The 15,541-nt window shown below is 46.0% G+C and carries 12 protein-coding genes; 4 read left to right on the plus strand and 8 right to left on the minus strand.

All coding sequences use genetic code 11. The annotated features are described in order from the left end of the window. Position 1: 1 nt before the first annotated feature. On the minus strand, positions 2-1,300 hold the full coding sequence (locus ACRD7A_RS02305) for a cysteate synthase (protein WP_430809730.1): 1,299 nt from the start codon (positions 1,298-1,300) through the stop codon (positions 2-4). Between the two features lie 247 nt (positions 1,301-1,547). Here ACRD7A_RS02305 and ACRD7A_RS02310 point away from each other — a divergent pair, with 247 nt between their 5' ends. Further along, entirely contained in the window at positions 1,548-3,041 is a 1,494-nt protein-coding gene (locus ACRD7A_RS02310; RefSeq protein WP_430809731.1) for a sulfatase family protein, read from the plus strand. A gap of 70 nt (positions 3,042-3,111) precedes the next feature. Here the strand turns inward: ACRD7A_RS02310 and ACRD7A_RS02315 are convergent, their stop codons facing one another. The 3 genes from ACRD7A_RS02315 to ACRD7A_RS02325 form a co-directional block, all read right to left on the minus strand. Beyond that, positions 3,112-4,824: an acyl-CoA dehydrogenase family protein gene (locus ACRD7A_RS02315; RefSeq protein ID WP_430809732.1), complete on the minus strand. Its 1,713-nt coding sequence runs from the start codon at positions 4,822-4,824 to the stop codon at positions 3,112-3,114. 93 nt (positions 4,825-4,917) lie between these two features. After that, positions 4,918-5,937 carry an electron transfer flavoprotein subunit alpha/FixB family protein gene (locus tag ACRD7A_RS02320; protein ID WP_430809733.1) on the minus strand — a complete coding sequence of 340 codons (1,020 nt, stop codon included), beginning with the start codon at positions 5,935-5,937 and terminating at the stop codon, positions 4,918-4,920. Between the two features lie 75 nt (positions 5,938-6,012). Further along, positions 6,013-6,885 (minus strand): electron transfer flavoprotein subunit beta/FixA family protein, encoded by an 873-nt coding sequence (locus tag ACRD7A_RS02325; protein WP_430809734.1) that lies wholly within the window; start codon positions 6,883-6,885, stop codon positions 6,013-6,015. Between the two features lie 299 nt (positions 6,886-7,184). Here ACRD7A_RS02325 and ACRD7A_RS02330 point away from each other — a divergent pair, with 299 nt between their 5' ends. After that, positions 7,185-7,622 (plus strand): methionine-R-sulfoxide reductase, encoded by a 438-nt coding sequence (locus ACRD7A_RS02330; RefSeq protein ID WP_430809735.1) that lies wholly within the window; start codon positions 7,185-7,187, stop codon positions 7,620-7,622. A 148-nt stretch (positions 7,623-7,770) separates the two neighbouring features. On the opposite strand, the gene ACRD7A_RS02335 is transcribed toward ACRD7A_RS02330, so the two are convergent. Then, on the minus strand, positions 7,771-8,232 hold the full coding sequence (locus tag ACRD7A_RS02335) for a hypothetical protein (RefSeq protein ID WP_430809737.1): 462 nt from the start codon (positions 8,230-8,232) through the stop codon (positions 7,771-7,773). Positions 8,233-8,378: 146 nt separating this feature from the next. On the opposite strand from ACRD7A_RS02335, the gene ACRD7A_RS02340 reads away from it, so the two are divergent. Continuing rightward, a complete protein-coding gene (locus ACRD7A_RS02340) occupies positions 8,379-9,092 on the plus strand; it encodes a (Fe-S)-binding protein (RefSeq protein WP_430809738.1) in 714 nt (237 codons plus the stop codon). Here ACRD7A_RS02340 and ACRD7A_RS02345 read toward each other — a convergent pair. After that, on the minus strand, positions 9,085-9,846 hold the full coding sequence (locus tag ACRD7A_RS02345; protein WP_430809739.1) for a Rossmann-like and DUF2520 domain-containing protein: 762 nt from the start codon (positions 9,844-9,846) through the stop codon (positions 9,085-9,087). The genes ACRD7A_RS02340 and ACRD7A_RS02345 overlap by 8 nt on opposite strands. A gap of 62 nt (positions 9,847-9,908) precedes the next feature. Then, the gene (locus tag ACRD7A_RS02350; protein WP_430809740.1) at positions 9,909-12,302 is read right to left on the minus strand and encodes a TonB-dependent receptor; all 2,394 of its coding nucleotides are present in this window, start codon (positions 12,300-12,302) and stop codon (positions 9,909-9,911) included. Positions 12,303-12,632: 330 nt separating this feature from the next. Between ACRD7A_RS02350 and ACRD7A_RS02355 the strand changes: the two genes are divergently transcribed. After that, complete coding sequence (locus ACRD7A_RS02355; RefSeq protein ID WP_430809741.1) at positions 12,633-14,402, plus strand: chloride channel protein; 1,770 nt, start codon at positions 12,633-12,635, stop codon at positions 14,400-14,402. Between the two features lie 34 nt (positions 14,403-14,436). Here the strand turns inward: ACRD7A_RS02355 and ACRD7A_RS02360 are convergent, their stop codons facing one another. Next, complete coding sequence (locus ACRD7A_RS02360; protein WP_430809742.1) at positions 14,437-15,486, minus strand: tRNA dihydrouridine synthase; 1,050 nt, start codon at positions 15,484-15,486, stop codon at positions 14,437-14,439. Positions 15,487-15,541 lie beyond the last annotated feature (55 nt).

The following is a 15,541-nucleotide window of genomic DNA, read 5'->3' on the forward strand; positions in this document are numbered from 1 at the left end:
TCTATTTTTTAAACAATTGTTTCAATACCTTCTCCACATCGGCCTGCTTAGGCGTGATGTCAAAAACATGCGCGGGCTTCAGGTAAATAACCTCTTTCTCAGCCTTAAAACGCTCTTCACCACCACCGGTAATATTCAGCATGATGCAATCATCTTTCTTCACCGTACCCTCTTTCACTGCTTTTATAAGGGTAGCTGTGGCCACGGCCGCTGCAGGGTGTATATCAATGCCCTCCTTATCACGGAAGAGAAGTCCTGCTTCAGCCGCCTCTTCATTGGTAGCCAACAGTACATCGCCCCCGGCCTCTTTCATAGCGTCATACAAACCTCCACTAATAGGATAAGGGGGCTTACGGTTCGACAGTACTTTAGCATCAATCGCTTCCACTTGCTTACGCGCCTCAGAATCATCGAGGGGTAGCATGGCACGCGAATCAGCTTTCCAGGCATTATGAATAGGTATAAAAGGTGTGTTTTGAGACACCATCAGCTTCATCAAATTATTACCAAATCGCCCATCTTCAATCAGGCGCTTATTAGCTTCCCAGGCAGCAATGGCTCCCGTACCGCTGCCCACAGCCTGAAAATAATATTGAGGAATGCGACCAATGGTAGTTACCGCCGATAAGGTTGTAGTGCCCATACCATCACGGCGAGCCACATTTTTAGCACCTCCTTCAGCAACAAAGTCATCCAGTTCACAAGCCATATTCGACAAATGAATGGCATCAAAATAGTCACTTCCTGACTTAGTCACCACCAGCTTTACGTTGTCATTTATCGGCTCATCGAACCACATTGCATTCAGGTTATCCTCGGGCACGCATAACAATAAGGGTATGTTATTATCGGAACAAACACGCGCAAAAGCACGGGCAGTATTACCCGCTGAGGCCACTACCAATACGGTGCCATCTTCAGTATGCAATCTTCCTCCTACCGAAAAAGCTTCGGTTTCCTTAAAGGAGCAGGTACGAAAATTAGCACCTTTCTCGGGCCAGTAACCACTAAAGGTGATGTGCAAATCAGATAGCCCAAGGTACTGCGCCAGCCCCTCACTCTTGTAGGTAACCGGTGCCGATGAGCCTTGCAGCATCTTATGCACAGGCAGCCAGTCGGCAAAACGAAATACGCCGTACGATGGGTCTTTCACCTCTATTTGTTTTTTCTCATAGATGGCTCTGATCAAACTGGGCTCTTTCTCATTGGGCGCATCCAGTGTCCAGCCTTTGTCTTCAAACTGTACACCGGTTTTAACCGACTCCAGCTTGTAAGGCGTTGCTTTGAATTCTTTAACCATAGTAACGTAGTGTTCTTTGAGCCACAAAAATAGAAGTTTTTAAGCGGCATGGTAAATAATCAACCATAAAAACATAGTGTTTTCATAGATTAGAAGCACAGCGAACTAGTTAACAAGCTATTACATAAAGTATCATGATCGATAGAACCATTGCTTTTAAACAATATTTAACCGATTCTTACACCAGCATGCCGTGCGCTAACGCTTCATTTAATAGCTTTGTTCTTGAATCCTATTATTTGACTTAATGAAACTACGCTTCTTAATATTGTTCATTGCTTTTATTGCGGTATTTATCATCGGATGCCAGGAGAAAACGGCCACAGTAGCACCTAATATCATTTATATTCTGGCCGATGACATGGGATATGGCGATGTAAAGGCTTTAAATGCCAATTCAAAGATTCCGACGCCAAACCTTGATCAACTGGCTAAAGAAGGCATCACATTTACCGATGCACACAGTAACTCGGCCGTATGTACACCCACCCGCTATGGCACGCTAACCGGACAATACAGCTTCCGAAGCCGTTTGAAAAGTGGCGTATTGGTTGGGCATGAACCCTCACTGATTGAAAGGCACACGCCAACTGTCGCTACGCTCCTAAAGGCAGCTGATTACCAAACAGCATGTGTGGGCAAATGGCACCTGGGACTCAACTGGGCCAAAAAAGACACAAGCCAGCCCCTGTTTCACGGTGGTAACCTGTGGGACATCTTCCACACCGAAAATGTTGACTATGCGGCTCGTGTAAGCGGCGGCCCATGTGATTTGGGCTTTGACTACTCATTCATCATTCCGGCCTCACTGGATATTGCCCCGTATGTCTACCTGGAAAATGATCGTCCAACGGCAGCTGTCACGCGTCAGGTTCCTTTTTTCAAGGATGAAAGTGCCCGTGGCATCTGGTACCGCAGAGGCGATGTAGCCGAAGATTTTGATCACACCAAGGTGTTGCAAACAATCACCCAAAAAGCGATTGATTTTATAACCAACAGCGAACGTTCTCAACCCTTCTTTTTGTACTTTCCACTAACATCGCCCCACACCCCATGGTTTCCCAGCGAGGAATTCAAAGGTCGATCAGACGCTGGCGTTTATGGCGATTTTGTAGCCATGACCGACGATGTGCTTGGCCAAATTATGACGACTCTGGAAAAAGCAGGCATAGCCGATAACACCTTACTGATTTTCACTTCCGATAATGGAGCTTCGTGGCTACCAGCTGAAATTGAAGAATTTGAGCATCGCGCCAACGGACCTTATAATGGCATGAAATCGGATGTATGGGAAGGCGGCCATCGTGTGCCGATGATTGCCCGCTGGCCCAAAGCCATTAAAGCGGGTCAAAAAAGTGATGTACTCATCTGCTCAACCGACTTAATGGCTACCTGCGCTGAACTAAGCGGCCAGGCAACACCAGAAACAGCTGTGGACAGTTACTCATTCCTCTCCGCTTTAAAAGGTAATCCTAGTAACAACAAAGAAAGAGTGGTGGTTCATCATTCTGTAAATGGAACCTTTGCCATCCGCAAAGGGGACTGGAAGCTGATTGACGCCAAAGGTTCCGGCGGCTGGAGTTTACCGGAAGATAAATGCCCGGAGGCTCCCCCTCAACAACTTTACAATCTGGAGACAGATAAGGCCGAAACCAACAATTTATATAGCGAATATTCGGAAATTGTAAAGGAGCTCAATGCTCTTCTACACCCCTATAAGGCCGGCAACGAGGCCAAATAGTTACAATTACAACCACCAAAAACGGCTGCTCCATCAGGAACAGCCGTTTTTATTTTATATCTAAACATTGTTAGGCTTTTGCCAAATCAGGTTTATAGAAACCTAAATCATCAATCGATGAATTGAAGATAAAACCGGCTTTAGCATGGTTATCGGCTTTTCCTCTCGAAATAAATATTTCGGCTGAAGTACGGAATTTATCATCACGTTGCGTATCGTGCAGCAGCAAATAACCAAAAATGATATTACCAGCCATCTCCACCATTCGGCGGGCGTGGTAATCGACATATTCGTTGTCCTTAACAGCCACAACTGCCTTCACCGCACGCTCATATTCATCTGTCATGCCAATTAAGGTACGACGCAGGGCGTGTAATTCAGGTTTTAGCTCCATCATCTCGAATTCACGGATTCTATCAAGGTAACCACCTGTAGTCACTCCTCGAATAGCGGCCACCACCTGCAACTGAGTTGTTCCTTCATATATCGACGTGATACGGGCATCACGGTAAATACGCTCCACCGGATAATCTTTCATAAACCCTGAACCACCGTGAATCTGCACCGCGTCGTAAGCCAACTGGTTACTGTACTCACTGGTCATTCCTTTCAACAACGGAGTAAAGATGTCCGCCAGTTTTTGGTAGCGTTTCATCTCCTTACGCTCTTCCGGCTCCAGCTTGCGCTCTTCCGAAATGTGCATATATGTTTTGTAGACATCCACATAACGCGATGTTTCGTATAGCATGGTACGTCCGGCATCGAGCTTGGCTTTCATGGTGGCCAGCATTTCATACACCGCCGGAAATTGAATAATAGGTTTACCAAACTGTTCGCGCTCCTTGGCATATTCCAAAGCTTCGCGGTAGGCGGCCTCACACACACCCACCGACTGTGCACCAATACCCAAACGCGCCCCATTCATTAAGGCCATCACGTATTTGATGAGTCCCATTTTACGCGTGCCAACCAGCTCGGCCGGGGCATCTTTAAACACCAGCTCACAGGTTGGCGAGCCCTTGATACCCATCTTATTCTCCAGGCGGCGAACGATCACTGATTGATGGTTGCGATCGTAGATAAACATCGACAAGCCACGTCCATCCTGCGTACCACCTTCAGAACGGGCCAAAACAAGTGCAATGTGTCCATCGCCATTGGTGATAAAGCGCTTCACACCGTTTAACACCCACTGACCATCTTTCATCTCGGCTTTCAGCTGAACGGCCTGCAAGTCTGAACCGGCATCCGGCTCTGTCAAATCCATAGCCATGGTTTCACCGGCTGAAACACGGGTCAGGAAGCGCTCTTTCTGATCCTCATCGGCAAACTCGTTAATGGTTTCGGCGCAGTCCTGTAAGCCCCAGATGTTAACAAAACCGGCATCGGCACGCGACACAATATCGGCGGCCATAATGTAGGGTACAATCGGGAAATTTAAGCCATCGTACTTACGTGGCAGGGTGATACCCATGAGACCGGCCTTCACCAAGGCATCCAGGTTTTCTTGTGTACCGCGGGCATACACTACCTCGTTATTCACGATTTTTGGCCCTTCCTGGTCCACGCTTTCGGCATTGGGCGCCACAATGTCACCACATATCTCCCCTACAATCTCCAATGTTTTCTCGTAGCTATCCATGGCATCTTCAAAATCCATGGGTGCGTAATCGAATTTATCTTTATCAGCAAAATTGCGCTCTTTTAAAGCCACAATCTTCTTCATCAACGGATGCTCCAAGTGGAATTTTAAATCCGGGTTATCTGTGAAAAAATTTGCCATTGTATTATTTTATTTTGAGTTCCTTGCGGAATTCTGATCCAACAATAATTTTAGTTAGCTGATAGCTATCGGCTGCCAGCCATTAGCTTTTTGCTACTTGGTGTTCTGCTTATAGAACTTAATTAATTTTGGCACCACCTCACCCACATCGCCAGTAATAGCATAGTCGGCCAGCTTATTAATTGGTGCATTCGGATCATTGTTAATGGCAATGATCATTGACGATTCTTCCATTCCGGCGGTATGCTGAATCTGACCGGAGATACCACAAGCGATATATAATTTTGGGCGCACGGTTACTCCGGTCTGCCCAATCTGGCGCTCGTGTGAAGCATAACCCGCATCCACGGCGGCACGCGAGGCCCCAACTTCACCTCCCAGCACCTCGGCCAATTCTTCCAGCTGGGCAAAGTTTTCTTTTGAGCCCACACCATATCCACCGGCCACAATGATAGATGAGTTTTTGATGTTTACCTTTGATTTTTCCATATGGCGCTCAATCACTTTCACCACCAAATCTTCAGGTTTCAGTATTTTATCAACCTCCAGATTATTGACTTTCCCTTTGTAAGTCGCATCATAAATTTCTTTTTTCATTACCCCTTCGCGAACCGTAGCCATCTGAGGGCGGCAGTCGGGGTTAATGATGGTGGCCACAATATTTCCACCAAAGGCGGGACGAATCTGATACAAGAGATTTTCGTAGGTTTTGCCGGCCTTTTTATCTTCGTGCGGCCCAATTTCCAATGAGGTACAGTCGGCCGTTAAGCCGCTTACTAAAGCGGATGACACGCGGGGACCTAAATCGCGACCAAAGGTAGATGCTCCTAAAAGGGCCACCTGCGGCTTCTCTTTTTCAAAAAGATTTACAATAATGCTTGTAAAAGGCAAGGTTGTATAAGGTTCCAGGCGCTCGTCATCACCAATATGGACCACATCAGCGCCGTAGGGATATAGCTCTTTTTCAATTCCTTTGAGATTGTGTCCCAACACCAAGGCCTCCAGTTTACAGTTTAATTGATTGGCGAGCGATCGTCCCTTGGTCATTAATTCTAACGACACATCGGCTACTTTTCCCTCCTCTATTTCGCAAATAACAAATACGTTGTTCATTTTTTCGATTTTTTACCGGAAATTCCGGTCGGTGAAACAAAAGCTATTAGCTAAAGGCTATTAGCCATCAGCTTTCTAGCCTATAGTGTGGTTAGCAATTAATTCTTTCATTAATTCATCAATCTCCTCATCGGCAGGCGTCAGGCGCTTGGCTTCTTTGGCCTGAAACACGACATTTTCGATTTTTTTCACCTTAGTAGGTGAGCCGGATAAGCCTAACCAATTGACATCTGTTTCAATATCATTCACGCTCCACTCTTCGATATTCAAATAGGGACGATCAGCTGTTAAATCAATGTAATCTTCCGATTCGCTCTGACGCTCGGTAATGGTTTTGGCATGCTTGAATTTCATCAAAAGCTTAGCATTACGGGGACGGCAATCAGGCGCACTGGCATTCACCGTAATAACGCCGGGCAAGGGCATTTCTACAGTTTCTACCCCGCGCTCAAGACGACGCTTGATGACAATCTTTTTCTTATCCGCCGAGAGCACCTCTTCGGCATAGGTTACCTGGGGTAAGCCCAGCTTTTCTGCCACCTGTGGACCTACCTGGGCGGTATCGCCATCAATGGCCTGACGACCGGCGATGATCAAGTCATATTTATCCATCTTGCGGATGGCACAGGATAAGGCGTAAGAGGTAGCCAGCGTATCGGAACCGGCAAAGGCACGATCAGTTAGAAGAAAACCATTATCTGCACCGCGGTAAAGTCCTTCGCGGATAACATCGGCAGCTCGTCCAGGTCCCATGGTTAATATGGACACCTCAGTGCCCGGGTAAGTATCTTTTAATCGTAAGGCCTGCTCCAGGGCATTCAAATCCTCAGGATTGAAGATTGCCGGCAAAGCAGCGCGATTCACGGTTCCATCCGCTTTCATGGCATCTTTGCCTACATTTCGGGTATCAGGTACTTGCTTGGCAAGAACTACAATTTTTAATCCCATTGCTTCATTTTTTGGTAAAGAATTATTATCGGTTGACAAATATATAAAATCAGCGCAATTAACAAAGTTTAACACAGAGCCCTGATCCACTGTATATTAGACAGAAACACACATACACAACGATAAAAGTAATATTATTACTAAATGTGAAAATATCGATTCGATATCCAACACAACCAATAGGTTAGACCTGCATTCACACCAACTAAAACTCAACAAAAGGAGGTGATTGGGCGTTTGAACAAAAAATCATTCGTTTTGCTCTATTTAAAATGAGTTTAAGTAAAAAAATTACGGAGATGTTAAAGGTTTTTGTAATATTATTTTTGGCTTGCTTCACCATCGACATTATGGCACAAGATTCGACGAAATACCAACTTAACCCGCTTACAAAAGAAGAGCAACGGGTGATTTTACACAAGGGAACCGAATACCCTTTTACGGGTGAATACAATAATCACAAAGAAAAGGGTCAATACTTGTGTAAACAATGCGATACACCCCTTTATAATTCAAGCGATAAGTTTGATTCGCAGTGCGGATGGCCCAGTTTTGATGATGAGATAGACGGTGCTGTTGAGCGCGTGCCCGACCCCGATGGCCGGCGCACTGAAATAATATGCGCCCGCTGCAAAGGCCACCTGGGGCATGTATTCATTGGCGAAGGTTTCACTTCGAAAAACACACGACATTGTGTCAATTCTATTTCTTTGAAGTTTGTACCTGCTAAGGAATAGCAACTCGATGATAGCTATTAGCGACAAACAGTCCGGCGTGTCTATTAAATTTGAATGACCTAACTCAATTAATTATGCACACATTACTTTAGTATATTAAACAGCTTTTTGAGGTTAGTTTTGAAGCGCAACTTTACTAGTATGCACTTTACGCCCTCTTTTTAATGGCACAACATACGCCATGGGTATTATGTTGCGAACACAGGTCGAACAGGGGACAATGATGCGAAAGGTAATCACACATTTCGATATCCACCATCTGATACTGAAGCGGATAAACAGGCTGCGCCAGATAGTAGCGAAGGTGCCCGTACTTAATACGAGCATTGACACATTGCTCAAAAAGCGGATTAAGTCCATAGGCTGTGTAAAGCGACTGCATTCGCTCAACGAGCATCTCAATCTCTTCGTCGTCAGCATAATCAATATCAGGGAAATAAAACTGTTCGATACCAATAAGGTCACACAGCTTAATTCCTTCCTCATCGTCGTCCTGCAAGGGCTGTTCCTCATTGCCTGCGGCTGCATCAAAAAACGAATATAAACGCTCGCTCGCCTTTGCCTGTGCGCTTTCCAAATCCTCTATCAACTGCTCAATATACCTCTTCATCCTTCATTTAATTTCCAAGCACATGACCTTCAACGCAGAAAAACCAATACAGTTACATCAAGACATGAGAAATACACACATTCTGTTGCCATTTTAGCTGGCTTTACAAGGGGAATTGTAACTTTGAAGCACAAAATACAAAACGCATGCAAGTCGATTTATTTGTTCCCTGTTTTATTGACCAGATGTTTCCCCACACGGCCTGGAGCACCGTTAAGCTGCTTGAGCAGGCCGGATGCGAGGTACACTACAACACAGAGCAAACCTGCTGTGGTCAGGCACTTTATAACGGAGGCGACACTTTGCATGCCACTAAACTGGCCAATAAATTCATCCGTGATTTTCCCCATACACGCCCCATTATTACGCCCTCGGCTTCGTGTGCTGCCTACATTCGCAACCATTATGCCGATATGATAGATACTGAAAGTGCTCAACGGCTTAAAAACTACACCTTTGAGCTGAGTGATTTTCTGGTTAACCAAGTCAAAAAACTGGATTTCAGCGCACATTTCCCGCATAAAGTATGCTATCACGATGCCTGCTCGGCGCTGCGGGAATATGGCTTGGGTGATGAACCAAGGCAGCTGCTTGCCGAGGTGGCCGGACTGAAGCTGATTAAAATGCCCCGCCGTGATGAATGTTGCGGCTTTGGCGGCACTTTTATGCTGAAGTATGCCCCCATATCAACGGCCATGACAGAGCAAAAGGTGCAAAACGCGCTCTCCACCGGTGCTGATTATATAGTATCCAGCGAAGCTTCCTGCCTGCTTAATATCCAAAGCTACATCAAGGCTCACAACATAGCACTCAAAACCATTCATCTGGCGGATATACTGGCCGGACAGCCCACTACTTAGACCGCCTGCTTATGCTATCAGTCAGCACCCGATAGAGGTTTTGTAACTCGGGCTGATGCGCCAGGGCATCAAGGTGCTTATTGATCACGTCCTGATCATTACGTGCTGCCGGGCCCGTTTGAGTCTGTGCCGGCGATAAGGCCATTATTTTCTGGGCTGTCTCGGCAATCAGCGGCTTTAGCAGATCGAAGGGCAGTGCGCTGGCTTCCAGTGTTTCTTCCGCAACCCGATACATCTGATTTACAAAATTACAAGCAAATACGGCCGCAATATGCAAGTCGCCCCGTTGCTTCGAAGAGGCTTCCAGTACTGTCTCGCTAAGCGAATGAGCCAGCTCCAGCAAGCTATGAACACTGGCCATATCCGATGCCTCCACCAGAATGGGTATCTGTTTAAAATCGGTAGCACGCTGCTTCGTAAAGGTCTGGAAAGGGTAGAAAACACCATGCTGCTTAAAACGACTCAACACGTCCATGGCAACACTGCCGGCAGTATGCACTACACGCCCCTCTACATCGGGCATCGCTGCTGCCACCGTTAACAAGGCATCATCCTTAACAGAAATGATATACAGATCGGCCTGCCGTGTAAGCAGGTCTAGATCACTCACTGCCGATGCAGCCACCTGATCGGCCAATTCCTTAGCATGAGTAAGTTGCCGGCTAAAAACCTGCATCACTGTGTGTCCGGAAGCATACAAAGCCTTGGCAAGGTGGGTAGCCACATTTCCCGATCCGATAAAAACAATATTCATAATATCGTGTTGTTTTCTCTTTGTTAACACCTCAAATATCGGCATTTTTCACAACATGGCGGTTAAAACTCAATCATAAGACCCAGGGTGGGCAGCACTGTACCCGATGTGGTACTAATCTCCTTTAAAAGGTAACGCTGCTGATCCAATGGCGCCCCGGGATTTATGATGATAGCCTGACCATTCTCATCCAGTGACTGCACCAGTTCAGGAGCCTGATCGGCCTTACGGTTATAAAGATTTTGAATGTCGATGTAAAAGCCAATACTCATCTTATTAAGATACCAGGTTTTATCCACCCTCACATCCAGCTGATGGAAACTATCGAGGCGGCGCGTATTAAACTGCGAATAGTCGAGATACTGCCTGTTTTGTGCATCCCAGGCCAGCACCAGCGACGATTTCTCAAAATCGTAAGGCGTGTAAGGCAAGCCTCCCACAAAACGCCATTTAAGCCCCAGATCCCAATTTTTACCCAGCGGACGATTTCCCGTGAAGGTAAAAATATGGCGACTATCCCACGAGGAAGGCACATAATTGTCCTTCCCATCGGTAAATTCGCTGCGCACGTAGGTGTAGGCCGCAATAATGTTAAGCCCCTTATTAGTTCGTGTACGCACCAGTAGCTCGGCACCATAGGCCTTACCCTTTGAAGTAGAGCTGACCGCTTCATCGCCAAAAACACCAAAATCGCCGCCCTTACTTGCCATGGAAATGGAGTCGCGCAGCGAGAAAGGATAATCATCGTAGCGCTTATAAAAACCCTCCAGCGTTATACGGGTCCGACTATTGGGACGATACTCGAGCCCACCCACCCAGTGATCGGCCTTGATATGGCTCAAACCGTTGGTCTTATTCACCAATTCGCCTTCGTTATTGCGGTAGCCCATGCTGGTGTAGGCCGGATGCTGATAATAGCGTCCCATATTCATATTCACATACACATCGGGCAATAACATATATGAAGCAGAAAGTCGTGGACTTAGTTGCTGCATTAAATTATTCATATCCGAAGAATAGCTGTTGGCATCCATCCGCAGTCCTGCGGATAAGGTAAGCCGCTCGTTAAAAAAAGGATGTGAAACAGAGGCAAAGAGCGACCACTTAAACAAATCGAGCGTAGAGGTATAGTCGATAACCTTGGGCACATCATCTTCAAATACCTTATTAAAAGTACGATTACGATACTGCACATATTCAGTACCTGCACCCACGTTAATGGTAAAGTCATTGGGTCGCGTTGTATATTCTATCCTGAATTTATTCTCTATCTCGTCCGATGAATAATCCGTTACCAGATTCTCGGGTATCTCAATATTATCACGATATTTGTAGGCCTCATTATTCAGATGGTTACGACTAAGGAACATGGAGATGTAGCTACGCTCAAAAAAATGTTTGTAGGCAGCTCCCAGGGTGTAGTTCCACTGATTGTTAATAGGCAGGTAGTCCAAAATATAATTATTCTCATCGCTAGGCTCAGCATCAAGGTTTAACTTAAACCGATCAATAGCGCCTACCCCAATAAAAGTAATCTCATTTTTCGCATCTATACGCGTTTGCGTTTTAAACTGAAAATCAGTGAAGGTTGGTAAAAAGGGTAGCTCCAGCGCATCAAACAGAAATTGCAGATAAGAGCGTCGCACGGAAGCAATCAGACCGGTCTTTTCGCTGAGGGGTGCCGTGGTAGTCAGTGACAAATCTGATGCGCCTATACTTCCTTTGAAACGCGGCTTATCCTCCCGCACATCAATCTGCTTAAATTCGAAAACCGAACTCAAGGCATTACCACGTGATGCAGGGAAAGCACTGGAATAAAAATCCACTTCCCGAATAAAATCCACATTCAGAATGCCCACAGGGCCACCCGAGGCACCTTGCGTAGTAAAATGATTAAGATTAGGTATTTCAATGCCATCGATAAAAAAGCGATTCTCGGAAGGGCCTCCACCGCGCACGAATAAATCGTTACGGAAAGTACTGGCACTTCCCACTCCGGGAAATGACTGCAACACCTTGGATATGTCACGATTGGCACCTGCACTCTTCTCAATCTGATCGATACCTATGCGGCGCAAGGACACCGGTGCCTTTGGATTAACAGCAAAGGGCGAGGCCGTTATTCGCACCTCCTCCAATGCTTCGCTACTACTCTCGAGCCGTAATTCAAGGTAGTTATTGCGGATCTGAGATACATTGATCTGCTCGGTGATAAGTGGTTTGTAGCCAATGGACGACAATTGAACACGAATAAAACCAGCCGGCACATTCTTCAATTCAAAGCGCCCCAGGGTGTCGGTTACCGTGCCCACGTTGGTTTCATACAACACCACATTTACAAAAGGAAGTGGCTCATTAGTATAAGCATCTTTAACAATACCCGATACAGATCCTTTCTGAGCCGATACAACACCATAAAACAGCACACAGGCCAGCGATACTAAAAGTTTCTTCATACGTTCATTTTTTCACCCACAAGTTTAAACAAGCACAATTATAAAAAGTTTTTCAATAAACCAGGCACAACTCACTACCGTCTCAGGGTAACCGCATTTAAAATTCAAGCACACGATGGCTTTTTATAGTTTTTGGAAATGATAGGTCTTGCATTTAATGCTGGGCATATTAATACGATAGCACTGTATCCTTACTCCTTACTGCTCATTTCTCACTCCTCAATGTTTACTCCTGACATTACTCATTTACGATGGCAACAGCATTGCTTAGTTTCGCACGGTTGCGTGTAAATATACTTTTTCACTACCTTGCTAACACAAACAAAACCCATGAATCGAAAATCGCTCTTCCGACAGTTTTTAGTTTGGCGCCTGCGCCATGTCAGCAACCGTCAGTTTATGATGATACTAAGTATTTTAGTAGGCATCGGCGCGGGCTTGGCGGCAGTTATCATCAAAAATTCGGTTCATTTCATCAGCGAGCTGGTTCATCAGTTTACCTTAAACAGTAAGGGTTATTTTTACCTAATTACCCCATCCATCGGCATTATGCTTTCCGTATTATTTATTAAATATGTGATTAAGCGACCGGTACGCCATGGTATTCCCAATGTACTTTACGCCATCTCCAAGAATCAGGGGCAGATGAACCCTCACAATATGTTCTCATCGATCATCACCAGTGCCCTGACGGTCGGTTTTGGTGGCAGTGTGGGTTTGGAGGGTCCTACGGTATCCACCGGAGCAGCCATCGGAAGTAATGTAGGGCAGTTATTCCGACTTAACTACCGGCAAATAAAGCTACTGCTGGGCTGTGCCTGCGCCGGTGCCATGGCAGCCATTTTTAAAGCTCCCATTGCTGCCATCGTATTTGCCCTGGAAGTCATTATGCTGGATCTGACGCTGGCCTCGCTGGTACCCATTCTCATGGCTTCCATATCGGCGGTTGTCACCTCCTACCTATTTATGGGGCAGGAAGTGGTATACCCTTTCGATGTGACCCAGACCTATGAGCTGCAGGATCTTACCTATTATGTATTACTGGGTATTATTGCGGGTTTTGTTGCCACGTATTTCACACGTGTATACATACTCATCGAACAATGGTTTGAGAAATTCACAAAGAGCCGGGTGAAGCTGCTGGTGGGCGGTCTGCTCCTGGGGATCATACTCTTCTTCTTCCCTTCCTTGTATGGCGAGGGATACGACTATATTAACCAGGCACTGGCAGGTAATGCAAGCCATGTTTTTGATGGATCATTATTGGCACCCTTAACCGATAACTATGTGGCCATGATATCCATCCTTAGCGTCATCATCTTGCTGAAGGTAGTAGCCGCCTCACTCACCTTTGGCAGCGGTGGTGTAGGCGGTATCTTTGCTCCCACACTCTTTATGGGTGCCAATACGGGCTTACTCTTTGCCTCCATCATCAATAAACTAGGTATCCATCAGCTACACACGCCTAACTTTGCTCTTATTGGCATGGCCGGACTTATTGCCGGAGTATTACAAGCACCCTTAACGGGTATTTTCCTCATTGCCGATCTGTCGGGAGGATATGAAATGTTTCTGCCCCTCATGATTACGGCCACAGCCTCTTTTGCCACTACCAAAACCTTCGAGAAACACTCGGTATACACCCATCAGCTGGCCAGGCGTCGCGAGTTGATAACCCACGATAAGGATCATGCTGTGCTAACAATGATGGAGGTAAAAAACCTGATAGAAACAGACTTTGCTATGATTAAGCCGGATGCCACCCTGGGGGATCTGGTGAAGGTCATTTCAGAGGCACACCGTAACCTCTTTCCGGTGGTGGATGGTGAGGGACAATTACATGGCATGATAAAGATGGATGACATTCGAAAAATCATCTTTAAGCCTGAGCTTTACAAAACTACCCTGGTAAAGGATCTGATGTATATGCCTGAATACTACATTAGTCCCGATGACACCATGGAAGATCTGGTGGAGATGTTCCGCAAATCGAGCCGTTTTAATATTGCGGTGATCGACAAGGGCAAATACCTCGGCTTTATTTCACGTGCCAATGCATTTACCGCTTATCGTAATCAGTTGAAGATGTTCTCAGCCTAAGCTAAACAAAAGAGAGAAGCCTATTAACACATGACTATTCGCCATCAGCCTCACTTGCCTGACGGCGGCGTTCCTGTTCCTTCAGAAAATCGTTGAGTATCTGCTCCACTTCATCAAAACCGTTGGTCTCCATTAGCTGAGCACGCAACTGTACCGCTCCAGGAAAACTATTGGTGTAGATTTTGAAGAAACGCTTGAGAATGGCCCAGGGCTTTTGTCCTTCCCATGTTTGCGCATAAAGACCGGCGTGCAGACGCAAGGCTGCGATGCGCTCTTCCATCTTTGGCATATAATCCGGATTATAAAACCAAGGATTATGAAAAATACCGCGACCCACCATCACACCATCCACTCCATAATCCTGCACTTTCTCCTCCGACTGAGCAATTGACATCACGTCGCCGTTACCCAGTAATTTTATGGACGGATTAATTTGATTACGTAGCTGAACGGCTTTACCAATCTCATTCCAATCGGCCTCTCCCTCCGACATCATCTTCTGGATACGACCATGCACAATCAACGCGTCGGCTTCGGAATGCAACAGCGTACTAATCCACGGCTCTGTCACCACTGACTTAAAACCTACACGTGTTTTCACACTCAGCGGTAAATCGCTGGCTTCATGCACCGCCGTAATAATTTCACGCGCCAGCTCAGGGGTATTTATCAAGGCCGAGCAGGCGCCCTTCTTAATAATGTTTTTCATGGGGCAGCCCATATTCACATCAATACCATCAAATTCGGTTTCTTCAGAAATGTATTTGGCAGTCTTATAAAATTTCTCAGGATCAGTACCCCAAATCTGGGCCACCAGTTTAACCCCTGTTTTGCGTGCCAGCGCTAACTCACTATCGTTAATATTAAAACGATGCACCACTTTATCTTTCCCCACCGGATGACAAAACCCATCGGTAGATAAGAACTCACTAAACAACAAATTTAAGTGTCCTGGTTGGGCCAGGCGCATCACCACCTCGCGGAAAACAGTATCGGTTACGTCTTCCATGGGTGCCAATGCCCAGAATGGCTTTTCTTGTGTTTTCCAGTAATTTTCTTTGTTGGTTATTACCTTATCCCCCATTGTTGTAATTCTTTATTCTATAAAAAAATAACTTACTTGCGTATACCTTCCGGCC

This window comes from Carboxylicivirga longa, assembly GCF_050589825.1.
Classification (GTDB): Bacteria; Bacteroidota; Bacteroidia; order Bacteroidales; family Marinilabiliaceae; genus Carboxylicivirga; species Carboxylicivirga longa.